The organism is Telluria sp. AIW5 (assembly GCF_056680575.1).
The window spans coordinates 641,541-665,707 of the sequence record NZ_CM155289.1; the positions used below are offsets into that span (position 1 = coordinate 641,541).

Here is a 24,167-nt window from a genome sequence, read left to right on the forward strand (position 1 = left end):
AAACGGTTGCGCATAAAAAAGGGCAGCGCCACACGGCACTGCCCTTTCTTACGCACGGCCGCATGGAGCGGCCGCCCTCCTCAGAAACTCGACTTATTGTTTACTGGCCCAGCTGCTGTTCCAGCTTCTGCTTGGTCGCCACCAGCTCTTGCGGCAGGTGGTAGGACAGCTTCTCGAACAGCTCGGTGTGCAATTTCAGCTCTTCGTGCCAGGCGTCCTTGTCGATCGAAGTGATCTGCGTGAACTGTTCCTGGGTCAGCTCGACGCCGTCCCAGTTCAGGTCGCCGTACTCTGGCGAGGTGCCGAACAGGTGGGCGGTGCCGCCGGCCTGGCCTTCGCTGGCGCTGTTGCTACGGTCGAGGATCCACTTCAGGACGCGCATATTGTCGCCGTAGCCCGGCCACACGAAATTGCCCGACTCGTCGGTACGGAACCAGTTGACGCAGAAGATCTTCGGCAGCGCGGCGCCACCCTTGGCTTCGACTTTTTTACCGAGGTCGAGCCAGTGCTGGAAGTAGTCGCTCATGTTGTAGCCGATGAAAGGCAGCATCGCGAACGGATCGCGGCGCACGACGCCCATCTGGCCGGCGGCGGCAGCGGTCGTTTCCGAACCCATGGTCGCGGCCATGTAGACGCCTTCGACCCAGTTATTCGCTTCGGTGACGAGTGGCACGGTGGTCGAGCGGCGGCCGCCGAAGATGAAGGCCGAGATCGGCACGCCGGCCGGATCGTCCCAGGCGGCATCGATCACCGGGTTCTGGGTCGCGGCGACGGTGAAGCGCGCGTTCGGGTGGGCGGCCTTGGTGCCCGAGGCCGGGGTCCAGTCTTTACCTTGCCAGTCGATCAGGTGCGCCGGCGCTTCTTTCGTCATGCCTTCCCACCAGACGTCGCCGTCGTCGGTCAGCGCGACGTTGGTGAAGATGACGTTTTCGCGCAGCGACGACATGCAGTTCGAGTTGGTCTTGTCGTTGGTGCCGGGGGCGACGCCGAAATAACCCGCTTCCGGATTGATCGCGTACAGCTGGCCGTCGGCGCCCGGCTTGATCCAGGCGATGTCGTCGCCGATGGTCGTGACTTTCCAGCCGTTGAACGAATTCGGCGGGATCAGCATCGCGAAGTTGGTCTTGCCGCAGGCCGAAGGGAAAGCGGCAGCGACGTATTTCTTGTCGCCCTGCGGCGACTCGACGCCCAGGATCAGCATGTGTTCGGCCAGCCAGCCGGTGCCGCCCTGCTGGGCTTCCTGGTAGCCCATGTTCGAGGCGATACGCAGCGCGAAGCATTTCTTGCCGAGCAGCGCGTTGCCGCCGTAGCCCGAACCGAAGGACCAGATTTCGCGGGTGTCCGGATAATGGACGATGTATTTGGTCTTGTTGCAAGGCCAGCGCACGTCTTGCTGGCCCGGCTGCAGCGGCATGCCGACGCTGTGCACGCATGGGACGAATTCGCCGTCCGCGCCCAGCACGTCGTACACGGCCTTGCCCATGCGCGTCATGATGCGCATGTTGACGGCAACATAAGGCGAATCGGACAGCTCGACGCCGATGTGGGCGATCGGCGAGCCCAGCGGGCCCATCGAGAACGGCACGACATACATCGTGCGGCCGGCCATGCAGCCGTCAAACAGGCCGTGCAGGGTCGTGCGCATCTCGGCCGGGTCGGTCCAGTTATTGGTCGGACCGGCCTGCTCTTTCGTTGCCGAGCAAATGAAAGTGCGGTCCTCGACGCGCGCCACGTCCGACGGGTCGGATTGTGCCAGGTAGGAATTCGGGCGCAGTTCCGGATTCAGGCGCTTCATCGTACCGGCTTCGACCATCAGTGCGCACAGGCGGTCGTACTCTTCTTCCGAGCCGTCGCACCAGTAGATGGCGTCGGGCTTCGTCAGGGCGGCGATGTCCGCTACCCAATTGATGAGCTTTTGGTGTTTGATGTGGGCTGGAACGTTCAGGGCGGCGACGCCGCTCATCACGGGCTGGTTCATGTTACCTCCAACAATTAAGAATTCTGTGTGGTCCCGACACGGCAGGATCGTCGTAGGTGCACGGGAGAACGCGATGGAATCCCTGGCTCGTTGTGGAGCGGCGGTACGGCGGTCGTGGCGGCGGCCTCTTCTGGCGAGGCGAATGGAACAGGTGACGCTGGTCTGATATACACTTTGGTGCTGTCAAACGCTTAATATTCGGCCGATTGTACACCCCTCAAACAGCGATTCAAGCTCTTCGAACCGAAAAATGTAGGAAATATAGTTGACTAATATAGTAGGCTACTTCGATTCTCCGGGAACGCGTTATTCCTTTACGTGCTCATCAACAACTTCGCCCAACTCCGATGAAAATTGCCATTCTCGACGATTACCAGAACGCCGTGCCCGGTCTCGACTGTTACAAAATATTGGACGGTCACGAGGTCAAAGTGTTCAACAATTCTGCGCGCGGCCTCGGCCAGCTCGCGATCCGGCTGGCGCCGTACGAGGCGCTGGTGCTGATCCGCGAGCGCACCAGCCTGTCCGCCGCCCTGCTGGAGAAGCTGCCGAACCTGAAGCTCATCTCGCAGACCGGCAAGCTGGCCGGCCACGTCGACGTGGCTGCGGCGACCGCCCGCGGCATCGCGATCGCCGAGGGTGTGGGTTCGCCGGTTGCGCCGGCCGAGCTGACCTGGGCGCTGATCATGGCCGCCAGCCGCAAGATCGTTCCGTATGCGAGCAACCTGAAAGAAGGCGCGTGGCAGACGGCGTCCGCGAATCCCCAGCTCAATGGGCTCGGACGGGTGCTGCGCGGGCGCACCTTGGCGATCTGGAGTTACGGCAAGATCGGCAAGCTGGTGGCGGGCTATGGCAAGGCGTTTGGCATGCGGATTCTGGTGTGGGGCAGTGACGTCTCGCGCCAGGCAGCGGTGGCCGATGGGTTTGAGGCGGCCGGCTCGCGCGCAGCGTTTTTCGAACAGGCCGACGTGTTGAGCCTGCACCTGCGCCTGGCGGATGCGACCCGCGGCATCGTCAAGGCTGCCGACCTGGCGCGCATGAAACCGGATGCCTTATTGGTGAACACGAGCCGGGCGGAACTGGTTGAAGCCGGCGCGCTGGAGGCGGCCTTGCACGCGGGCCGGCCGGGGATGGCGGCGCTGGACGTGTTCACCGAGGAACCGTTGGCGCCGGATTCTCCGCTGCTGCGCATTCCGACGGTGCTGGCGACGCCGCACCTGGGGTATGTCGAGCAGGATAGTTACGAGCTGTATTTCAGGGCGGCGTTCGAGAACATCGCGAATTTCGCGGCTGGCAAGCCGAGCAACATTCTTAATCCCGAGGCGTTGAATCAGGCGTAGGGTGGGCACCCGTGCCCACGCGGAATCATGCTCGGTGTTAGCGGCGCGAGAACCCTGGAAAAGGCCCGGGGTTAGCGCTTCCAAATGATCATTCGAAGCGCCGCGTTGGTTCGACATGATCGACAAGTGGCGGAGCCAACAATATTCATCGTTCCGCGTGGGCACAGGGTGCCCACCCTACGATTTGGGGACGATATCGGCAGTCGTATCGTTAGCGCAGTTCCGGCTCGCCAGTAAAATTGGGGCTCTTCGTCGGCATCACGTGCGAGCGCGTCCACATTCCCGCCCAGCCCGGCGGCCAGCCGATCTCCGGCCCGGCATAGGCCGGCAAGCCGCCCCGCACCGCGACCACCGGCACCGGCGGCGCCTCAATGAATCCGCCGCCCGGCGGCCGCTCGACGTTCAGGCTGTACATGTAGCCCGGCAGCAGCGCCTCGCAGGTCTCGGCAAACCAGGCCGTGTGGTCCTCGTCGCGCCCCAGGGCCTGGGCCAGGCCCTGCGGGTCGAATTTCGCCAGCGCGTGGATCAATTCCTCGGTGGTGGCGCCGGGGATATCTCCCCATCCCATCACCGGATTGTTGTTGTACTCGGCGCCCGACCCATACCAGCCTTCGCGCCAGGAGCGCTGCATCCAGTTGCGCTGGCCGGTAAACAAATGCCAGCGCCAGTGCAGGCCGGACGGTTTCGGCCACGAGTACAAATACAGCTTCTGGTAGCCGGCCTGGTGCAGCGCGCGCACGGCCGCCATCAGGCGCGCATGCGGCATGCGGTCGGGCGGGGCGCGCCTGAAAAGGATGGGCTCGCCATCGGCGTGCTGGACTTCATCGCTCGACAGGTTCAGGTCGAGCGTGCGTGCTTCGTTGCCGAAGCGCGCGGAAATCCAGCCGGTCAACAGGTTGACGTGGGTGATCACGCCATACCCGCGATGACGGTGGAAAATAACGGTTCCTGGAGCAACGGCTTTCATAAAATTCTGTTGGGCTTGCCCGAAAAAAAGATCAGTCTACTCATCCGATCCGGTCGATTCTAGCGCAGTCACATCTGGATACACACCATTTTGGCGCTATGATGACCCACCTTTTTTTACTGCGTTTATAAACCGATATGACTTTGCGACTCATCGCCACCGGCGGCACCTTCGACAAACATTACAATGAGCTGAACGGTGTGCTCGGCTTTTCCGAAAGCCACTTGCCGGCGGTAATTAGCCGTGCGCGCCTGACGATTCCCGTCGAGCTGCAAGTACTGCCCCTGCTCGATTCGCTCGACATGCAGGACCTTGACCGCCAGCGTGTACTCGACGCTTGCCAGGCAGCTAGCGAGAAAGCAATCGTCATCGTCCACGGCACCGATACCATGCCGCAAACGGCCGCCGTGCTCGGCGCTGCAAACCTCGGCAAGACCATCGTACTCACCGGCGCCATGATTCCCTACGAGATCGCCAATTCGGACGCATTATTCAACCTCGGCTTCGCCTGCGGCGTTGCGCAAACGCTGCCCGCCGGCGTCTACGTGGGCATGAACGGACAAGTGTTCGCCTGGGATAATGTGACGAAGAATCGCGCCGCCGGCGTGTTCCAGCCCCTGTAAGCGCACGAACATTCCAGAGGGCACGCGCGCGCTGCCCTCTGCCGGAACTTCCTATACTTTTCTCTCAATGAACGAGAGGAGAGTGTCCCATGTCTGACCGTCCCATCCTGACCACGCGCCAGGGCCACCCCGTGCGCGACAACCAGTCGCTGCGCTCCGTCGGCGAGCGCGGTCCGGCCACGCTCGAGAATTACCAGTTCATCGAGAAGATCACCCATTTCGACCGCGAGCGCATTCCCGAGCGCGTCGTCCACGCGCGCGGCACCGGCGCCCACGGCTTTTTCGAAGCCTACGGCACCATCGGGGGCGAGCCGGCCAGCAAGTACACACGCGCCCGCGTGCTGAACGAAACCGGCGTCCAGACGCCGGTGTTCGTGCGTTTCTCGACCGTTATCGGTGGCAAGGACTCACCCGAAACAGCACGCGACCCGCGCGGCTTTGCCGTCAAGCTGAAAACGGTCGAGGGCAACTGGGACCTGGTCGGCAACAACCTGAAAGTGTTCTTCATTCGCGACGCGATTAAATTCCCGGACATGATCCACGCCTTCAAACCGGATCCGGTCACCAACCAGCAAGAGCCGTGGCGCTTTTATGATTTCGTCGCCAATTCGCCCGAAGCGCTGCACATGGTGACTTGGGTCAAAAGCCCATGGGGCATCCCGGCGAATTACCGCGAGATGGAAGGTTCGGGCGTCAACACCTATAAGCTGGTCAACGACCAGGGCGTGGCCCACCTCGTGAAATTCCACTGGCAGCCGCGGCAAGGCGTGCGCAATCTCACCGCGGCGCAGGCGGCCGAGATCCAGGCGCACGACACCAGCCACGCCACGCGCGACCTGTACGCAGCCATCGAGCGCGGCGATTATCCGGAGTGGGAATTCTGCGTGCAGATCATGGCCGACGGCGAGCATTCCGACCTCGACTTCGATCCGCTGGACGACACCAAGCGCTGGCCGGAAGACCGGTTCCCGCTGCTGCCCGTGGGCCGCATGGTGCTCGACAAGAACCCGGACAACGTCTTTGCGGAAACCGAGCAATCGGCCTTCGGCACCGGCGTGCTGGTCGACGGCATCGATTTTTCGGACGATAAAATGCTGCAGGGCCGCACCCTGTCCTACTCCGACACCCAGCGCTACCGCGTCGGTCCGAATTACCTGCAGCTGCCGATCAATGCGCCCCAGGAAAAAGCACGCGTCCGCACCAACCAGCGCGACGGCCAGATGGCGTATGTCGTCGACGACAGCGGCGAAAATAAACACATCAATTACGAGCCGAGCCTGCTGGGCGGCACGCAGGAAGCACCGAAGCCGCAGCGCGATTATCACCAGTTTGTCGAAGGCCACCTCGGCCGCTACCAGACGACGAATACGCGCAGCGACTACAAGCAGGCGGGCGATCGCTACCGTAGCTTCGCCGATTGGGAGCGCGACGAACTGGTGAACAATGTCGGCGGCGATTTGAAAGCCTGTCCGGAGCCGGTGCAGCTGCGCATGGTGTGGCACCTGTGGCATTGCGACGAGGATTACGGGCGCCGCGTGGCGCAGATTGCCGGCATCGATCTCGAGAAAGCGAAGGCATTGCCGCCGCTGCCGGGCAAGCCGGCGCCGCACGACAACCGCCAGGGTGCGACCTATACCGACGGGAGGAGTGAGGAGCCGGCGACCAGCGACGAGGTGGCGAGCGCGAAGTGATCTTTGAGTGCGCCGTATCAAAGCAAAACGGACCCGTGCGGGTCCGTTTGTACGTAGGGTGGGCGCCCCGTGCCCACTGCGAAGCGTGCGCAGCGTTAGCAGCGATCACCGCCAACAATGCTCATCATTCCGCGTGGGCACGGGGCGCCCACCCTACAAGGCCTGCTTACGCCTTCGCTTCGCCGCCCAGCGCATCAACCACATCAGCCAGCATCTTCGCCAGCTCGCCGGTCATGAGCATGATGTCGTTATCAAAACGCTCGTCGTCGCTGTTGGTGACGGCGCCGCCTTCATTGATGACGTCGAGCGGCTTGATGCCCTTGATGGCCAGCGATTCGGTCAGCACGAACGACACGCGGCTGTTCCAGGTCATGGCCAGGCGCGTGCACTGTTTACCGGCGGCGATGTGGCGGCGGATGTCGTCCGGATCGAGCGAGTGCTTCACGTAACGCACGGCCGCGCGGCTTTCGCCGGTGGCGCGCAGTTCCGTATCCTGGTCGATCGTGAAGTTGTACGGCGCCTCGTCGGCTTCCAGCCAGCCGGTCATCACGGCGACTGGCGAACGCTGCACGCGCAGCGACTCGAGCGGCATGCGGTCGACGGCTTTGAGCAGCAGTTTCACGACGTCGTCGGCCTTGGCCGGACTGGCGGCATCGACCACCAACCAGCCGTTGACCGGGTCGATCCAGGTCCAGGTATTGCTGCGGATCGTGAATGCGCGCGGCAGCAGTTCGTCGGCCACGCGCTCCTTCAGTTCTTTCATCGCCTTCTTACCCGGCGGGAAACCTTGCTGCTCTTCCAGCTCGGCAGCTTTCGCCTTGGCGACCTGGTTGATCACCGAGCTCGGCAGCAGCTTCTTTTCGGTGCCGAGCATCATCAGCATCTGCTTGTTGACGACGTGGACCAGGCCGCCATTCGGACGCGGCGCATCCCAGCCCTGGCGCAACAGTTCGTTGCTGTTCGCGGGCGTGAAGGCCAGGGGCGCCAGCGCCTCTTCCATCTGTTCAGGCGTGAAGGCCCATGGTGCGGGCAGGCGGTAAATCTGAAGATTCTTGAACCACATAGTTGCTTTCTGTTGTCTCAGTATTTCAGGGGAACGACATTCTACACGCTGATGTCCGGCAATTTTCAGCCGGCAACAACAACGTTTTAATGTGTTGCGTGTTCGTCAAACAGGCTGAGCTGTTCGACATGTTCGGTGTCGCCCAGGCGCACGCCCACGCCCAGCAGGCGCACGGGGCGGCTGGCGCGCAGCCAGCCGGTTTCCATCAGCCGCGCGAAGGTCGGCAGATGGGGCGCATAGGCGACGCACTCGACGGTGGTCTGCTGGAAGTCCGAAAATTTAATTTTAATGAACAGCTTGTTGATGAATTTTTCGGCGCCCGCGCGCTTGATGCGCCCGAGCAGGTGTTCGTATAAATCGGGCAGCAGCGCCAGGCAGGCCGGCAGGTCCGGCACGTCCACCGTATAGGTTTCCTCGGTGCTGACCGATTTACGCTCGCGCTCCGGGCTGACCTCGCGGTTGTCGATGCCGCGACACAAATCGTGCAGGCGCGCCCCGAAACTGCCGAAGTGATGCTGCAGTTCCTGCATCGTCCAGCCGCGCAAATCCGCGCAGGTCCGCGCGCCCAGCTTGTTGAGCTTGGCCGCCGTGACCTTGCCGACGCCGTGCAGTTTTTTGACCGGCAGCGCCGAGACGAAGGCATCCACCTCTTCCGGGCGCACGAGGAACAGGCCATCGGGCTTGTTCCAGTCGCTGGCGATTTTCGCGACAAATTTGTTGGGCGCCACGCCGGCCGAGGCCGTGATGCCGACGGTCTCGAAAATCCGTTTGCGGATTTCCTGCGCGATCAGGGTGGCGCTGCCCTTGCAGTGCGGCGAGTTCGACACGTCGAGATAGGCTTCGTCGAGCGAGAGCGGTTCGACGAGGTCCGTGTAGTCGGCGTAGATCTCCATGATCTGGCGCGAGGCGATGCGGTATTTTTCCATCGCCGGCGGGATGACGAGCAGCTCCGGGCACAGTTTCATGGCCTGGGCGGTGGCCATGGCCGAATGGATGCCGAAGCGGCGCGCCTCGTAATTGCAGGTCGCCACCACGCCGCGCTGGTCGGGACGGCCGCCCACGGCGAGCGGACGCCCGCGCAGGGACGGATCGTCGCGCATCTCGACCGAGGCATAGAAACAGTCGCAATCGCAATGGATGATTTTACGTGCGGGGGCGTTCACTCTGGCGGCGGCCGGGGCCGACTACTGTAATTCCGTACAGTATCTCGTCAATTGGGATTCCGTGCAAGGGCTACCGGCATGGCGTTTTGTAGGGTGGGCATGCCCACGCGGTGATACGCGGCAGCGAGACCATCGAGCACGAAAGCGGAGCCCGTACGGCGGCGAGACCATCGAGCACGAAAGCGAAGCCCGTACGGCGGCGAGATCATCGTGCACGAAAGCGGAGTCCTTACGTATCCCGCGTGGGCATGCCCACCCTACGATCCAGGTGGCTTTTCGGCGGAGGACTCGGCAAAAAAAACGCGCGGCAAGCCGCGCGTCCTCTTTAGCCAGCTACAGCAACCGAGGCTTACCAGCTCGCCTTCAGCGTGTACTTGCCATTGGTCGAACCGGTGCCGCCGCCGTAGTACTTGACGCGCACATAGGCTGGCGCGCTGGTGGTGCCGTTATTCACCACCGAAGCGGTGTCGGTGGCGCCGGCGCCGTTCTCGCTGGAGGTCAGCAAGGTGCCTGCACTGTTGTAGATGTAGAGGTCGTAGTCGTTGGTCGACCGGCTCTCGGTCAGCGTCGCGGTCAGGGTTTTACCGGCCGGCAGCTGGACCACGAAGTAGTCGCTGTCGGTCGAGGCGCTCATCGTGCCGTTGACGACCGTGCCGCTGGTGCTGATGGCGTTCGCGGTCGAGATCGTGTTGTTCGACTCGGTTTCCGAGATCGTCGTCGGCGGCGGCGTCACGGTGGTGGCGGCAGCAACGGCAGCACCCGCGTCGACGATACCGGCGCCGCACTGCGAGCAGGTCGCCGGGAAGGCGCGGGCGGTGGCCTTCAGCTTGGCTTCGATGTCGTCCGGCGTCAGCGCGCCGTTACGCGCCAGCATCAGTGCCGCGACGCCGGCCACGTGCGGGGTCGCCATCGAGGTGCCCTGGTAACCGACGTAATTGTCCGAGCCCGGGGTGGTGGTGCCGCTGTTGAGCGTCGACAGGATGCTGTAGGAGCCATCGCCGCCTGGTGCCGCCACGTCGACCACGGCGCCGTAGTTCGAATACGAGGCACGCCCGCCGGTCTTGCCGGTGGCGGCGACCGCCACGACGCCGGCGCAGTTGGCCGGATTCGAGTTGCTGGCGTTCTGGTTTTCGTTACCGGCCGCGACGATGACGACGGTGCCGCGCGAACGGGCGCTGTTGATCGCGTTCTGGGTCGTGGTGTCGCAGGCGCCGCCGCCGCCGAGCGACATGTTGATGACCTTGGCGACGTTGGCATTCGCCGGCACGCCGGACACGGTACCGCCCGAGGCCCAGATGATGGCGTCGGCGATGTCGGAGGTGTAGCCGCCGCACTTGCCGAGCACGCGCACCGGCACGACCTTGGCGTTGTAGGCGATGCCGGCCACGCCCAGGCCGTTATTCGTCTTGGCGGCGATGGTGCCGGACACGTGGGTGCCGTGCCAGCTCGAGTTTTGCGCCGCGTTGCCGGCGTAGCACTCGTTGGCGGCGATCCAGTCGCCCGGGTCGGATGCGTCGGCATCGCGGCCGTTGCCGTCGTTCGCGACGGCGGTATCGGAAATGAAGTCATAGCCGCCGACGAACTGGCCGGAGAGGTCGGCGTGCGGACGGTAGCCGGTGTCGATCACGGCGACCTTGACGCCGGTACCGGTCGAGAGGTCCCAGGCGGCCGGCAGGCGCAGGCCGCCGGTCGCATCGGTGTAATCCCACTGCTGCGCATAGTACGGGTCGCTGGCCGTGGCCATCCTGGTCATGATGCGGTCGGGCTCTGCGTATTCGATCGACGCGTCGCGTGCCATCAGTTCCTTCGCCAGCGCAGTCGCTTCCGTCAACGACACCTTGCGGTCGATCTTCATCACTTGCGCGCCGGTGGCGATATGGTGCAGGGCCTGCAGGCGCATGCCGAACTGCTGGCCGGCGCGGTCGGCAATCGCCTGGCGCGCCGTCGTCATGGCCGTCGGCACCTTGGCCTGGGCGCTGCCGACATTGGCATCCTTGTATTTGACGATCAGGCGGTCGGTATGGAGGATGAATTGCGTGGTGCCTGCCGCCTGGGCGTCAGGCGCGGTGCCGGCGGCGAAGGCCGAGCCTGCGCCCAGCGAACCGGTGGCGATGGAGACAGCTACAACGACTTTCAACAAACTCGGGTAAATCGATTGCGTCGACTTCATGTTGAGTCCTTCGATGTGTAGTTTTCCGTCAAGGCGGTGCCTTGGTTTATGGTCTTCGGCGGGCCGAAGTGCCCTCGACAGGCGGCTCAGAAAATGTACTGCGGAGTAAATATGCGCGCGGGGAATTTCGAATTGAGTGCGGCACTTTAGCAACGCTTTATACCGTTGATTTAACAAAAACATCGTTTATTTGCATACTTCGTATGTACGCCAAATAACGTATGGCTGCGGTTCATTATCAACGTCACAACAGTGATTACCGCTCGCATATGGCAGAGCTTTGCAAGCTGAGTCGGGACGAAAAAAAGGCCGCGCAATGGCGCGGCCTTTCTTGTCCGAATCGATTTTCGGATGTTAACTGTGCTTTGTCAGGTTGTTGTAATTAAAAGTTACCCTTGAATTGCACACCCCAGGTACGCGGCTCGTTGGTAAAGCCCGTCAGGTTGTTGAAGTCGATGGCGCCCGTGATGCGGCGCTCATCCAGGATGTTGCGGCCGAAAACAGCCGCCTCATACTTGCCATTGGCCCAGGTATAGCCCAGGCGCAGGCCGCCTTCGGTCAGCGGCTTGCCCGTAAACTCGGCCGCTTCGTACAGGAAAAAATTGATCTTGCTGCGGTACGACCAGTCGGTGAACACGAAGACCTCGCCGTCGGCGACCGGCATGCTCCAGCGCGCGGTGGCGTTGACGATCCAGCGCGGCGCCTGCGGCAGCATGTTGCCGTCGATGACGACGCGGTTCGCGGCGTTGATCGGGTCGGTGATCGTGCAGGAACCGCAGCGGTTCACCGACAGGCTGGCGTCGCGAATTTCCGTGAAGTTGTAGCTGGTGCTGCCGGTCACGCGCAGCGAAGGGCTGATCGCCGCTTCGACGTCGAGCTCGAGGCCGCGGCCCTTGGTTTTGTCGGCGTTGATCAGGCGGTTCACGTTCGAATTGCCGCCCACGACCGTCAGCTGCTGGTCCTTCACCGTGTAGTCATACACCGAGAAGGCGACGCGGGCGCGGCGGTCCAGCAGGTCGGCTTTCACACCCGCTTCGACCGACGTGATGGTCTCGGCGTCGGCCACCGTGATCGGCACCGAAGCCGAGGCAGCTGCAATACTCGGCGCACGGAAGCCGGTCGCGATGCGGCCGTAGACATTGATCGCCGGCGTCAATTTATAGGTGCCGGAAAGGTCCCAGCTGACCTTCGCCTTGCTGGTGCTCACCGCGGTGTCTCCGATCTGGACCACGTTTTCGTTGACGACCGTGCTGAAGTCTTTCTTGTCCTTCGTGTAGCGCACCCCGCCGCGCAGGTCGAACACGCTCGAGACCTTGTAGGTCGCGGAACCGAACACCGCCCAGGCCGTATTGTCCTGGCGGCTGAACAGGCGCGAGCTGCGGGCGCCGGTGGTGCTGTTGAAATTGTCGCTGCCGCCAGTGGCCGATTCGTCGAACCAGTACACGCCCGCCTGCCAGTTCAAGGGAGCCGCATATTCGGATTCGATGCGCACTTCCTGGCTGTACTGCTTCAGGTCCTCGATGCGGCTGGCCGTCTCGACCTGGAAGGGGATGAAGCCCGGACCGGCCGGGATGCCGCCGTCGATGTCGCCGCGGCTGTTGTAGTGGGCAATGTTCTCGTAGCCGGTCACCGAATACAGCTTGTAGTCGCCCAGGTCCCAGGAGAGGCGCACGTTGCCGCCGCGGGTGGTCAGGTCCTGGTAGTTCTGGGCATTCGTGACGATGCTGTCCAGGTCGAGGCCGTCGGCGATCTCGTTCGAGCCCTTGCGGATCAGGTTGGCGCGGAACAGGCGGGCGCTGCCGCTGGTCGTGCGCTGGTGCACGTTGAACAGGGCGCTGAACGGGCCGTTCTCCGGCTTGTACAGGAACTGGATGCGTTCGGCGTGCTCGTTGTAGCCATCGAGGTCGCCGCGGCGCTGGGTTTTCGCGAGGTCGGCGTAGTTCTCGACGTAATCGTCGCGGTGCTGGCGCAGGGTCGACACGCGCATCGCCCAGTCTTTCGACAGCGGCACGTTGACGGCGCCGTCGACATTGATCGTGTTGTGGGTCGCGACCGAGGCGTTGTAGTAACCCTCGACCTTCTTCAGGTTCGGCTTCTCGGACTCGAATTTCACGACGCCGGCCGGGGTGTTGCGGCCGAACAGGGTGCCCTGCGGCCCGCGCAGCACTTCGACGCTTTGCAGGTCGAAGATCGGGAAGCCTTTCAGGATCGGGTTTTCCTGCACCACGTCGTCATAGATCAGGGAGACCGGCTGCGAAGCGAAGGTATTGAAATCGGTATTGCCGTAGCCGCGGATGTAGAAGCGCGGGAAGGTACGGCCGTTCGACGATTCCACGTTCAAACTCGGCATCTTGCCGGCCAACAGGCGGATGTCCTCGCCGCCGGACACCAGCACGTCAAGCTTTTCGCCGCGCAGGGCCGTCACCGAGACCGGCACGTCGCGGATGTTTTCGCTGCGGCGCTGGGCCGTGACGGTAACGGTCTGCAGTTCGCCGGCGGTGGCGGCCGGGGCGGCCTCCTGCGCAAAGGCCGAACCCAGCGGCAGCGCTGCACCGAGCGCCAGCATGGCTGCGTGCGCGTGCACGACGCGCTTGTGCATCTTGGACATCTTGATCATGTTATTCCTTGTAGTTAGAAAAACCTGCGATGTCCCCTTCTTCCTCCCTGGTACAGCGCCGCGGCTCTTGCATCTTGCCGATGTCTTAAGCTTGCCGTCGTTATAAGGCGATATTGTTGGCGATGCCAGGCTGATCAGGCAAGCGCAGGAAGATATGCACGAACCGATTAACAACACTCGCGCGGCGTGCACCGGTGCTGCTCGTGCTGAAGTGGCGCCGCCATCGCCACACAACACCCTCCCGGCAGAGCCGTGCAAAAACGGCTTTTCACCTTTTTTAGAAAAACCCTTGCACATCCGCGAACCCATACGCTATGATTCGGGCCTCTTCAGACGCGGTGACAAGCGTCAGACGAACAGAATACGGTGAGCCGGGCGCTTAGCTCAGTTGGTAGAGCGGATCCCTTACAAGGATTAGGTCGGGAGTTCGAGCCTCTCAGCGCCCACCAGATTCAGTTTGAAAAAAGAAGAACCGATCAGTAAAAACGGAGCGGTAGTTCAGTTGGTTAGAATACCGGCCTGTCACGCCGGGGGTCGCGGGTTCGAGTCCCGTCCGCTCCGCCAGCATTAAAGTAGAAGGGCCCGATTCGTCGGGCCCTTTTTCTTTTCTTATTTCCCTTCACGTAACGACCGAACGTAGGGTGGCCGGGTTCCCCGTCCACGCGTTCAACCATCCATTGCCAAGCCGCGCCTCGACCAGCATCGGTGCGCTGAACGCGTGGACGGCAGAGCCGTCCATCCTACATCCGCCCGTGCGTACATAAACACCGAAACTCGCGTAAGCTGGCGCGTTGCTCATCCTTCCCGCCCCTGCCGGCAAACGCACCCTGGACTGTCCCGACTACATGCAGCACACCGCTTCCGCCATCGACACCAACGCCCTCGGCCTGCAATTGTTCGAAAGCAGCCCGGACTGCCTGAAATTGCTCAGCAATGAAGGCGCCATCGTGGCGATGAACCGGAACGGCATCTGCGCCATGGAAATCGACGACTTCAGCCGGTTTGCCGGGCAGATGTGGCAATCCTTCTGGCCGCAAGAAAGCCAGGGCGCCGTCGACGCGGCGATGGCCGCGGCGCGGGCCGGGGGCACCGGGCAGTTCAAGGCCTTCTGCCCGACCGCCAAAGGGACCTCGCGCTGGTGGGAAGTGATGGTCACCGCGGTGTACGCCGAAGGCGGCCGTGTCCAGAACCTGCTGGCGGTGTCGCGCGACGTGACGACGGCGCATGACGCCGAGGTCCAGCGCGAACGCCTGCTGAGGGAACTGCAGGCGGCCAATGCGCGCATGGGCGACATCTTCCATCAGGCGCCGGCCTTCATGTGCGTGCTGAACGGGCCGGACCACGTCTTCGAGCTGGTCAACGAGCGCTACCAGCAGCTGGTCGGCAACCGCGACCTGGTCGGCCAGCCGGTGCGCCAGGCACTGCCCGAACTCCACGGCCAGGGCTTCTTCGAACTGCTCGACGGGGTCTACCGGACCGGCGACGCCTTCAAGGGTACCGACATGCCGGCCATGCTGCAGCGCCATCCGGGCGCGCCGCTGGAACAGCGTTTCGTCGACCTGGTCTACATGCCGCTGCGCGACGCCGACGGCCACATCACCGGCCTGCTGGTCCACGGCGTCGACCAGACCGAGCGCAAGCTGGCCGAGAACCGCCTGTACGCCAGCCGCGAACGCTTCGCCAAGATCGTCGGCCAGGCCGCCACCGGCGTGGTCGAGATGGACCAGCAAGGCCGCATCACCCTCGTCAACCAGAAGTTTTGCGACATGCTCGGCTACACCGAGGCCGAGCTGACCGGCATGACGGTGGCCGAGATCACGGCGCCGCGCTCGCTCGCGGAAACCCGGGCCGGGCTGGCCGCGCTGGCGGACGGCGGACGCGGCTTCGTCACCGACAAGTATTACCTGCGCAAGGACGGCTCCCTGATGCCGGCCACCAGCAGCGTCAACGCGCTGCGCAGTCCGGCGGGCGACTTCCTCGGCCTGGTCGCGATCGTGCTCGACACCACCGAAAGCCGCCAGGCTGCGGAAAAACTGCGCGCCAGCGAAGAACGCTACCGCACCCTGTTCGAGTCGATGGACCAGGGCTTCGCCATCCTCGAGATGCTGTTCGACGCCGCCGGCCAGCCGGTCGACTACCGCTTCCTCGAGATGAACGCGATGTTCGAGCGGCACACCGGCGTGACCGGCGCCACCGGCAAGACGGCGCGCGAACTGGTGCCCGACCTCGACCGCTTCTGGTTCGACACCTATGGGCAGGTCGCCCTGACCGGCAACGCGGTCCGTTTCGAAAGCGAAGCGGCCGCCATCGGGCGCTGGTTCGATGTCTACGCCACGCGCATCGGCGGACAGGGCAGCCGCAAGGTGGCGCTGCTGTTTTCCGACATCACGGCGCGCCGGCAAGCGGACGAGGAACTGCGCCGGCTGGCGGCGGACCTGTCCGAGGCCGACCGCCGCAAGACCGAATTCCTGGCGACGCTGGCGCATGAACTGCGTAATCCACTGGCGCCGATCCGCAGCGGGCTGGGCGTCATGCGCCTGGCCGGCGACAGCGCCGCCGCCGTGCGCAAGGTGCGCGAAATGATGGAGCGGCAGGTCGGCCACATGGTCCACCTGATCGACGACCTGCTCGATGTCGCCCGCATCAGCGGCGGCAAGCTCGAACTCAAGCGCGAGCGCGCGAGCCTGAAGCAGATCCTCGCAAGCGCGGTGGAAACCAGCCTGCCGCTGATCGAGGCCGCCGGACACCGCCTGGACCTCGCCCTGCCCGAGGCCGACCTCGTCATCGACGCCGACGTCACCCGGATCGCGCAAGTCGTGGCGAACCTGCTGAACAACGCCGCCAAGTACACGCCAAGTGGCGGGCGCATCGACCTGTCGGTGCGGGCGGAGCCTGGCATGGCCATCATCGCCGTGAGCGATACGGGCGTCGGCATCCCGGCCGACGCCTTACTCAGCGTGTTCGACATGTTCAAGCAGGTCGACCGGCATGTGGAGCGGGCCCAGGGCGGCCTCGGCATCGGGCTGTCGCTGGTGCGGCGCCTGGTCGAGATGCATGGCGGCTCGGTCACGGCGGCCAGCAAGGGCGCCGGCATGGGCAGCACCTTCGCGGTCCGGCTGCCGCTGGCGGCGGACGGCGCCGCGCAACCCGATCCCGGCAGGCAGGAGACGGGCAGCGCGGCTGCCGGCCTGGCCGCGGGCATCCGCGTGCTGGTGGTAGACGACAATGTCGATGCGGCGCTGACCCTGTCGATGATCCTCGAAGCCAGCGGACACGCGACGCGCGTGGCGCACGACGGCGCCGCGGCCCTGCAGGCAGCCGCTGCCTTCCTGCCGCAGGTCGCCTTCCTCGATATCGGCATGCCGGGGATGGACGGCTACGAGACCGCCAGCGCCATGCGCCGCACGCCGGGACTGGAAGACATCACGCTGATCGCCCTGACCGGATGGGGCACCGAAAACGACCGCATGCGCTCGAGCGACGCGGGCTTCGACCATCACCTGACGAAACCGGCCCAGCTGGCCGCGGTGCAGGAGCTGCTGTCGAACCTGGCCGCGTAGGGTGGCCGGCTCCACCCTGACGGATGAATAGCGGCAGCGTGTGCGCCGCCCACGCGTTCAACGACCCGGCGAAACCTCGCGACGACAAGGCCCCTTCGTTTTCCCTTCGCGCCGACGCACATGTGCGTTGAACGCGTGGGCGGCGCATAGGCCGCGTAACCACACCGACCCGGGCGGAGCCGACCACCCTACGCCCGGCGGCGTCCGGGAGCAGCGGCCTCCACCCGGTTACGGCCATTGCGCTTGGCCTCATACAGCGCGTGGTCGGCGCGGGCCAGCGCCGTCGGCAAGTCTTCCTCCGGGTCGATCAGGACCACGCCGATACTCACCGTCATCGTGTAGCTGTTGCCGCAAGTGAGCAGGCGGGTGTCGACGACGCCCTGGCGCAGGCGCTCGGCGGCGTGCAGCGCACCGTCGAGGTCGGTGCCCGGCAGCGCCAGCGCGAATTCTTCTCCGCCCAGGCGGCCGAAGATATCGTGCTCGCGCAGCGCGCCGGTGCAGGTCGTGGCGAATTTCACCAGTGCCTCGTCGCCGGTGGCATGGCCGAAACGGTCGTTCAGTTGCTTGAAATGGTCGATGTCGAGCATCAGCAACGCCATCGGCTGGCGCGTGCGAAAGGCCAGCAGGCGCGCCGCGTCGGCGCGGGCGAAAAAGGCACGCCGGTTCAGCAGACCCGTTAAATCGTCGGTGGTGGCCAGGCGCTCCATGCGCGCGTCGTCGCGCTGCTTGCTCATCAAAATAAAGCCGAAGCCATTCACGATCAGCAGCAGGTAGCCGGCGATATACGCCATCGCTTCGCCCAGGGGCGACACCGGAAGGCCGGCCAGGGCAATCGCTGCCCACGCGGCCAGCACGCCGCCGGCGATCACGTCGTTGGCGCCGATCAGGCGTTGCAGCGCGGTGGCGCCGGACAGGCGCGGATGCATGAGGAGCGCGCCGGTCACGAAGGAGCCGGTCCCCATCATCAGCGACACGTACACAATGAGCTGCTCGTGGGGGAAGCCGTTGAGCGACGCCGCACAGGCCAGCACCAGGCCCAGCCCCGCGCTGGGGACCAGGTAACGCCGCAGTTGGGGATAGCCGAAGAACAGCGCATAGGCCGCCGCCTCGAGCGTCAGGCCGGCAATCCAGCCCGCCGATTCGACGATGGTCAGCAGGGGCAGGCCCGCCGGCGGGCGCGCCCAGGCCAGCAGCTGGGTCGCGCCGAACACCATGCGCGCCCACATCCACACCGGCAAACCGGGTGTGGTGCTGGTGTTGCGCACGTAGGCCACCATCAGCAAGGCAAACGCAATGTTGCCGATGCCGACTGCCAGCATATAAAGGTGAAAATCGATCACTGAAAATTCCTTGAGGGCGAGCTGTGACCCGGCGCGTGGCGGGTCTGTCGTTCAACCGATGGGACGCGGCTGAACTATTATTTAACAGCTAACACCTGTTTCCTTAAGGAACTATTTTACACGGTTTCGTCAAATAGGTTCGCACACTTGATTGCCTTTGGGCTAGTAAGCGGGGATGAATGCAACACTCTGGTGCAAGGGCGACAATGTTACGTCGCGGATGTGCAACAAGACACGAACACACGAAAAAGCCGGCCCCAGCATTCCTGCAGGGGCCGGCCTTTTTTGCCGATCTTGACGATCCCGTTTACTTGCGCGGGCCTTTCGGCTTGGTCTTGATGGTGGACAGGATCGACGGCCGTGCGCGCTCGGGCGCGGCAGCGGGAGTACGTGCGCCAGCCGCTGCCGCGCGTTCCGGCTTGCGCTTCGCGTTGGCGGCGATCTGGTGCGCCTGCACGTGGGGCTGTTGCGGCATGCCGCCCTGGCGCTTGCGGTCGCCCGCCATCGCCGTGCCGTTGTCTTCCGACGGATGCCAGGCCGGCACCAGGTGGCGCTCGCTGTTGCCGATCAGGTCGCCCCGGCCCATTTTTACAAGGGTTTCGCGCAGGATCGGCCAGTTCTCCGGGTGGTGATAGCGCAGGAACGCTTTATGGGCCTTCCGCATCTTGCCGCTTCTCGCCGTTTCCACGACTTCCGAATCCTCCGTCACCTTCTTCAGCGGATTTTTACGGGTGTGGTACATCGTCGTCGCCATCGCCATCGGCGTCGGCGTGAAGGTCTGAACCTGGTCCAATTTAAAATTGTTCTTCTTCAGCCAGAGCGCCAGGTTCAGCATGTCCTCGTCGGTACTGCCCGGGTGCGCGGCAATAAAATACGGGATCAGGTACTGCTTCTTGCCGGCCTCGATCGAATACTTGTCGAACATGCGCTTGAACTCGTCATACGCGCCAATGCCCGGCTTCATCATTTTTGAGAGCGTGCCCTGCTCCGTGTGTTCCGGCGCGATTTTGAGCAGGCCGCCCACGTGGTGCGTGACCAGCTCTTTTACATATTCGGGCGAGCGCACGGCGAGGTCGTAGCGCAGGCCGGACCCGATCAGGATCTTTTTGACGCCCGGAATCGCACGCGCCTTGCGGTACAGCTGGATCAGCTTGCTGTGGTCGGTACCCAGGTTGCTGCAAATCGTCGGGTACACGCAGGACAAACGGCGGCAGGATTCCTCGATGCTTTTTTCCTTGCAGGCGAGGCGGTACATGTTCGCCGTCGGACCGCCGAGGTCGGTAATCGTGCCGGAAAAATTCTTGGTCGTGTCGCGGATCGCCTCGATCTCGCGCAGGATCGACGGCTCCGAGCGGCTCTGGATGATGCGCCCCTCGTGCTCGGTGATCGAACAGAAGGTGCAGCCGCCGAAGCAGCCGCGCATGATGTTCACGGAATAACGGATCATTTCCCAGGCCGGGATATGGGCCTTGCCGTAGCTCGGGTGCGGATTGCGCGCGTACGGCAGGTCGTAGACGTTGTCCATCTCGTCCATGGCCAGCGGCAGTGGCGGCGCGTTCAGCCAGACGTCGCGGTCGCCGTGCGACTGCACCAGCGCGCGCGCATTGCCCGGGTTCGATTCGAGGTGGAACACGCGCGAGGCGTGCGCGTACATCACCGGGTCTTCGCTGACGGTCTCGAAACTCGGCAGGCGCACCACCGTCTTCATGGCTTTTTCGCGGGCGGCGGCTTGCCGCTCTTCGCGCGTCATGATGATCACGGGTTTCAGCACCGGCTCGGGCTGTGCGTTGTCCAGCGCGCAGGCTTTCGGGTCTTCCAGCGCCATCGCATACGGGTTCGGCTGCGAGTCGATGCGGCCCGGCACGTCCACGCGCGTGGAATTGTGCACCGACCATTCGGCGTCCGGCAGCCAGCCCGGCTGTACCAGGAAGGCGGTGCCGCGGATGTCGCGGATCTCCTTGATCGATTCGCCGGCGGCGATGCGGCGCGTGACGTCGACCAGCGCGCGCTCGGCGTTACCGAAGATCAGCAGGTCGGCCTTCGATTCGAACAGCACCGAACGGCGCACTTTATCGGACCAGTAATCGTAATGGGCGATGCGGCGCAGCGAGGCCTCGATCGAACCGATCACGACCGGCACGCCCGGATAGGCTTCGCGCACGCGCTGGGCGTAGACGGTGACTGCGCGGTCCGGGCGTTTATTTGGTTCGGCGTTCGGGGTGTAGGCGTCGTCGGAACGGATCTTGCGGTCGGCCGTATAGCGGTTGACCATCGAGTCCATGTTGCCGGCGGTGATGCCCCAATATAAATTCGGCTTGCCCAGCGCGCGGAAGGGTTCGGCGGAGTGCCAGTCCGGCTGGCTGATGATGCCCACGCGATAGCCCTGCGCTTCCAGCAGGCGGCCGACCAGCGCCATGCCGAAGCTCGGGTGGTCGATGTAGGCGTCGCCGGTCACGAGGATCACGTCGCACGAATCCCAGCCCAGCGCCTCCATTTCGGCGCGGGTCATCGGGAGGAAGGGCGCGGCGGCTGCGCGGCTGGAGCGTTTGGGAACGCTCGCGAAGAGATTGGTTGGGGTCATTGGCCGACATTTTACCGGAAAACGGTTATATCGGCTGCTGCCCCGTTGAAAAATTGCTTACGTTTCAATGACTTGTGGCTGAGTCGCCACTTCAGACGCCCATGCTCGACAGGATGTTTCCGAGTTCGCGCAAGGTGGCGGCCACGTTCGGGTGGCGCGCCGTGAAGCGGGCGCTCAGTTCCTGGGTGCGGGAGCCGAGGCCATAGGTATTGACGTCGAGGTCGGCGTCGGCGCGGCGCTCGAGCACGTGCTTGATGTCGCCGTCGAGCTGGCGCAGCAGCATTTGCAGCTCTTCGTCGACTTCGTCGGTCTCGGACAGGCTGCGGTGCAGCGTTTTCAGGTGCGCCTTCAGGTTCGAATCGTTCTCGTTCAGCATGTCGTTCTCGCTAGTTGGTGAAGCGGGTCTCGAGGTACAAGGCCTCGACCTGCTCGCGCGCCCACGGGGTGCGGCGCAAAAACTTCAGGCTCGACTTGATGCTCGGGTCTTTCTGGAAACAGTTGATGTCGATCCGGCGGCCGAGTCCCTCCCAGCCATAGTGCTCGACGAGGCAGGTTAACAGGGATTCTAAAGTAATACCGTTCAAGGATTGAACACTCATCGCTGGGGTAGTTTTCTCGTGGTTGGATTCAATGGATTTATACACCACGTTGGGGGGTGCATGGACACGAAAACGCGTGGGCATGCCCACCCTACGGTGTGCAACAGCCAGCGGCCGTCGTGTAACGTACGGGATCATCGTCAACGGTACCGGAGAACCGGCACCGTCAACGAATCACATCACTGCCCCGTCAATCCACGACGCTCGAGCAAGGGCTCTACCCGCGCATCGCGCCCGCTGAAATTGCGGTACATCTGCATCGCATCGAGCGTACCGCCGCGCGACAGCAGCGTCTTGCGGAAATGGTCGCCATTCTTGCGCGTCAGCCCGCCGTGTTCCTTGAACCAGTTCACCGTATCCGCATCCAGCTTCTCGGCCCACAGGTAGCCGTAGTAACCGGCCGAGTAGCCGCCCGAGAACGTGTGCGAGAAGTAGGTCGTGCGGTAGCGCGGCGGCACCAGCGCGAAGTCCACACCGGCCGTCTTCAAGGCCTCAGCCTCGAAGGCCAGCACGTCGGTCGGGATCTGGCCTGGTGTCAGCTGGTGCCATGCCTGGTCCAGCAGCGAGGCCGCCAGGTATTCGGTGGTGCGGAAGCCTTCGTTGAACTGCTGCGAGGCCTGCACCTTCTCCAGCAATTCCGTCGGCATCGGCGCGCCGGTCTGGTAGTGCTTCGCATAATTGGCCAGCACTTCCGGATAGGCCATCCACATCTCGTTGACCTGCGACGGGAATTCGACGTAGTCGCGCGGCACGCGCGCCAGGCGCGGGTATTTCACCTCCGAGAACATGCTGTGCAGCGCATGGCCGAACTCGTGGAACATGGTGCGCACTTCGTCGTAGGTGAGCAGGGTCGGTTCGCCCGGGGCCGGCTTGGCAATGTTATGGTTGTTGGCGATCACCGGGCGGGTGCCCAGCAGTTTGCTCTGGCCGACCCAGGCATTGGCCCAGGCGCCGCCGCGCTTGGTCGGGCGCGCGTACGGGTCGATGGTGAAGATCGCGAGCTGCTTGCCGTCGGCGTCGAACACGTCGAAGGTACGCACGTCGGCGTCGTAGGTCGGCAAGTCCGTGCGTTCCTTGAAGGTGATGCCGAATTCCTTGTTGGCGGCGAAGAACACGCCATCCTGCAGCACGCGGTTCAGCTCGAAGTACGGGCGCAGCTGGCTGGCGTCGAACGCGTAGCGCTGCTGGCGCACCTTGTCGCTATAGAAGGCCCAGTCGTGGGCGGCGGCCTGGAAGCCCCCCTTCTCTGCATCGATCACCTTCTGGATCTCGGCCGCTTCGCGTCGAGCGTTGTTCACGGCGGGCTTGGCGAATTCGGCCAGCAGGCTGTTGACGGCGCCGGTGGTCTTCGCGGTCTGCTCTTCCAGGTTGTAGGCGGCGTAGTTCGGGTAGCCCAGCAACGCGGCGCGTTCAGCGCGCAGCTTCGCGATCTGCAGCACCACGTTCCGGTTGTCGAATTCGCCGCCGCGCGAGCCGCGCGCCGTGGATGCCGCCAGCAGCTTTTCGCGGGTGGCGCGGTTGGTCAACACTGACAATCCCGCCTGCTGGGTCGTGTTCACGACGGGGATCACGAACTTGCCTTCCAGGCCGCGCTTTTTCGCTTCAGCAGCGGCGACCGCGATCTGCTTGTCGGACATGCCGGCCAGTTCTTCCTGGGTGTCGACCACCAGGGCCGAGGCGTTGGCTTCCTTCAGCACGTTCTGGGCGAACTGGGTCGACAGCGCGGCCAGCTGGCCGTTCATCGTCTTCAGTTTCTGCTTGTCGGCAACGGACAGTTTGGCGCCGGCGCGCACGAAGTCGGTGTGGTAGCGCTCGATCAGGTACTGCGATTCGGCGTCCAGGCCCAGCCTGGTGCGCTTGTCGTACAAGGCCTTGATGCGGGCGTACAGTTTTGGGTTCAGGCGGATCGCATCGCTGTGGGCGGCCAGCTTGGGCGACAATTCCTTTTGCAGGGCCTGCAGGGTGTCATTGGTGTACGAGCCCGACAGGGTGCCGAAGGCCGCGCTGACCCGGTCGAGCAACTGGCCCGAGCGCTCCATGGCAACGATCGTATTGTCGAAAGTAGGCGCTGCCTTGTTGTTGGCGATCGCTTCCATTTCCGCCGCTTCCTGGCGCATGCCCTCGGCGAAAGCCGGTGCGAAGTGTTCGTTCCTGATCTTGTCCCAGGCCGGGTAGTTGAACGGCAGCGTGCTTGGCTTGGCGAACGGGTTCGAAGCTTCGAGCAGCGAGGCGGGGGCGGCGCAGGCCATGTTGGCGACGGCGGCAGCCGCGGTGGCGATCAGGAGGATGTGGGGACGGGTCATGGTGTCTCTTTGTAGTGTGGTGCGGTGAAAACTTGATGGGCAAACGCGGTGCGACATTCCGCGTGGGCATGCCCACCCTACGGTGCACCACCGACCGTGGCATAACGTAGGGTGGGCATGCCCACGCGTAAACGGTGATCATTGTTGGCGCGGACCGCAGCCCGCGCCGTCA

The 24,167-nt window shown here is 63.7% G+C and carries 15 protein-coding genes and 2 tRNA genes; 6 read left to right on the forward strand and 11 right to left on the reverse strand.

Annotated features, from left to right (window positions below; all coding sequences use genetic code 11):
* Positions 1-100 precede the first annotated feature (100 nt).
* Positions 101-1,978 (reverse strand): phosphoenolpyruvate carboxykinase (GTP), encoded by a 1,878-nt coding sequence (locus tag AC1MEM_RS02800; protein ID WP_499475172.1) that lies wholly within the window; start codon positions 1,976-1,978, stop codon positions 101-103.
* A gap of 347 nt (positions 1,979-2,325) precedes the next feature.
* On the opposite strand from AC1MEM_RS02800, the gene AC1MEM_RS02805 reads away from it, so the two are divergent.
* Positions 2,326-3,318 carry a D-2-hydroxyacid dehydrogenase family protein gene (locus tag AC1MEM_RS02805; RefSeq protein ID WP_499475173.1) on the forward strand — a complete coding sequence of 331 codons (993 nt, stop codon included), beginning with the start codon at positions 2,326-2,328 and terminating at the stop codon, positions 3,316-3,318.
* Between the two features lie 211 nt (positions 3,319-3,529).
* On the opposite strand, the gene AC1MEM_RS02810 is transcribed toward AC1MEM_RS02805, so the two are convergent.
* Positions 3,530-4,285, reverse strand: a complete 756-nt coding sequence (locus AC1MEM_RS02810) for an L-asparaginase (RefSeq protein ID WP_499475174.1) — start codon at positions 4,283-4,285, stop codon at positions 3,530-3,532.
* Between the two features lie 137 nt (positions 4,286-4,422).
* Between AC1MEM_RS02810 and AC1MEM_RS02815 the strand changes: the two genes are divergently transcribed.
* Together AC1MEM_RS02815 and AC1MEM_RS02820 are read left to right on the forward strand one after the other, a co-directional pair.
* Entirely contained in the window at positions 4,423-4,908 is a 486-nt protein-coding gene (locus tag AC1MEM_RS02815; protein ID WP_499475175.1) for an asparaginase domain-containing protein, read from the forward strand.
* Between the two features lie 89 nt (positions 4,909-4,997).
* Positions 4,998-6,599: a catalase gene (locus tag AC1MEM_RS02820; RefSeq protein WP_499475176.1), complete on the forward strand. Its 1,602-nt coding sequence runs from the start codon at positions 4,998-5,000 to the stop codon at positions 6,597-6,599.
* 166 nt (positions 6,600-6,765) lie between these two features.
* Here AC1MEM_RS02820 and AC1MEM_RS02825 read toward each other — a convergent pair whose 3' ends face one another.
* The 4 genes from AC1MEM_RS02825 to AC1MEM_RS02840 all read right to left on the reverse strand — a co-directional run bounded on the left by AC1MEM_RS02825 (position 6,766) and on the right by AC1MEM_RS02840 (position 13,612).
* Entirely contained in the window at positions 6,766-7,662 is an 897-nt protein-coding gene (locus AC1MEM_RS02825; protein ID WP_499475177.1) for a recombination-associated protein RdgC, read from the reverse strand.
* Positions 7,663-7,748: 86 nt separating this feature from the next.
* On the reverse strand, positions 7,749-8,825 hold the full coding sequence (gene dinB, locus AC1MEM_RS02830; protein ID WP_499475179.1) for a DNA polymerase IV: 1,077 nt from the start codon (positions 8,823-8,825) through the stop codon (positions 7,749-7,751).
* Between the two features lie 349 nt (positions 8,826-9,174).
* The gene (locus AC1MEM_RS02835) at positions 9,175-10,995 is read right to left on the reverse strand and encodes a S8 family peptidase (RefSeq protein WP_499475180.1); all 1,821 of its coding nucleotides are present in this window, start codon (positions 10,993-10,995) and stop codon (positions 9,175-9,177) included.
* Positions 10,996-11,377: 382 nt separating this feature from the next.
* A complete protein-coding gene (locus AC1MEM_RS02840; protein WP_499475181.1) occupies positions 11,378-13,612 on the reverse strand; it encodes a TonB-dependent receptor in 2,235 nt (744 codons plus the stop codon).
* A 373-nt stretch (positions 13,613-13,985) separates the two neighbouring features.
* On the opposite strand from AC1MEM_RS02840, the gene AC1MEM_RS02845 reads away from it, so the two are divergent.
* The 3 genes from AC1MEM_RS02845 (at position 13,986) to AC1MEM_RS02855 (ending at position 17,172) form a co-directional block, all read left to right on the forward strand.
* A tRNA-Val gene (locus AC1MEM_RS02845) sits at positions 13,986-14,061 on the forward strand.
* Positions 14,062-14,099: 38 nt separating this feature from the next.
* Positions 14,100-14,176 (forward strand) — tRNA-Asp (locus AC1MEM_RS02850).
* Positions 14,177-14,403: 227 nt separating this feature from the next.
* Positions 14,404-17,172, forward strand: a complete 2,769-nt coding sequence (locus AC1MEM_RS02855) for a PAS domain-containing hybrid sensor histidine kinase/response regulator (protein WP_499475182.1) — start codon at positions 14,404-14,406, stop codon at positions 17,170-17,172.
* A gap of 188 nt (positions 17,173-17,360) precedes the next feature.
* Here the strand turns inward: AC1MEM_RS02855 and AC1MEM_RS02860 are convergent, their stop codons facing one another.
* The 5 genes from AC1MEM_RS02860 to AC1MEM_RS02880 all read right to left on the reverse strand — a co-directional run bounded on the left by AC1MEM_RS02860 (position 17,361) and on the right by AC1MEM_RS02880 (position 23,995).
* The gene (locus AC1MEM_RS02860) at positions 17,361-18,512 is read right to left on the reverse strand and encodes a GGDEF domain-containing protein (RefSeq protein WP_499475183.1); all 1,152 of its coding nucleotides are present in this window, start codon (positions 18,510-18,512) and stop codon (positions 17,361-17,363) included.
* 307 nt (positions 18,513-18,819) lie between these two features.
* Positions 18,820-21,093, reverse strand: a complete 2,274-nt coding sequence (locus AC1MEM_RS02865) for a YgiQ family radical SAM protein (protein WP_499475184.1) — start codon at positions 21,091-21,093, stop codon at positions 18,820-18,822.
* Between the two features lie 91 nt (positions 21,094-21,184).
* Positions 21,185-21,469: a DUF4404 family protein gene (locus tag AC1MEM_RS02870; RefSeq protein ID WP_499475185.1), complete on the reverse strand. Its 285-nt coding sequence runs from the start codon at positions 21,467-21,469 to the stop codon at positions 21,185-21,187.
* Positions 21,470-21,479: 10 nt separating this feature from the next.
* Positions 21,480-21,692: a VF530 family protein gene (locus tag AC1MEM_RS02875; protein ID WP_499475187.1), complete on the reverse strand. Its 213-nt coding sequence runs from the start codon at positions 21,690-21,692 to the stop codon at positions 21,480-21,482.
* A gap of 179 nt (positions 21,693-21,871) precedes the next feature.
* Positions 21,872-23,995, reverse strand: coding sequence for a M3 family metallopeptidase (locus AC1MEM_RS02880; RefSeq protein ID WP_499475188.1), 2,124 nt, complete (start codon positions 23,993-23,995; stop codon positions 21,872-21,874).
* Positions 23,996-24,167 lie beyond the last annotated feature (172 nt).

Coding starts and splice junctions, on each gene's coding strand:
- AC1MEM_RS02815 (WP_499475175.1), top strand. CDS start 4,423: ATGACTTTGCGACTCATCGCCACCGGCGGCACCTTCGACAAACATTAC.
- AC1MEM_RS02825 (WP_499475177.1), bottom strand. CDS start 7,662: ATGTGGTTCAAGAATCTTCAGATTTACCGCCTGCCCGCACCATGGGCC.
- AC1MEM_RS02800 (WP_499475172.1), bottom strand. CDS start 1,978: ATGAACCAGCCCGTGATGAGCGGCGTCGCCGCCCTGAACGTTCCAGCC.
- AC1MEM_RS02840 (WP_499475181.1), bottom strand. CDS start 13,612: ATGATCAAGATGTCCAAGATGCACAAGCGCGTCGTGCACGCGCACGCA.
- AC1MEM_RS02835 (WP_499475180.1), bottom strand. CDS start 10,995: ATGAAGTCGACGCAATCGATTTACCCGAGTTTGTTGAAAGTCGTTGTA.
- AC1MEM_RS02810 (WP_499475174.1), bottom strand. CDS start 4,285: ATGAAAGCCGTTGCTCCAGGAACCGTTATTTTCCACCGTCATCGCGGG.
- AC1MEM_RS02870 (WP_499475185.1), bottom strand. CDS start 21,469: ATGCTGAACGAGAACGATTCGAACCTGAAGGCGCACCTGAAAACGCTG.
- AC1MEM_RS02820 (WP_499475176.1), top strand. CDS start 4,998: ATGTCTGACCGTCCCATCCTGACCACGCGCCAGGGCCACCCCGTGCGC.
- AC1MEM_RS02875 (WP_499475187.1), bottom strand. CDS start 21,692: ATGAGTGTTCAATCCTTGAACGGTATTACTTTAGAATCCCTGTTAACC.
- AC1MEM_RS02805 (WP_499475173.1), top strand. CDS start 2,326: ATGAAAATTGCCATTCTCGACGATTACCAGAACGCCGTGCCCGGTCTC.
- AC1MEM_RS02880 (WP_499475188.1), bottom strand. CDS start 23,995: ATGACCCGTCCCCACATCCTCCTGATCGCCACCGCGGCTGCCGCCGTC.
- AC1MEM_RS02865 (WP_499475184.1), bottom strand. CDS start 21,093: ATGACCCCAACCAATCTCTTCGCGAGCGTTCCCAAACGCTCCAGCCGC.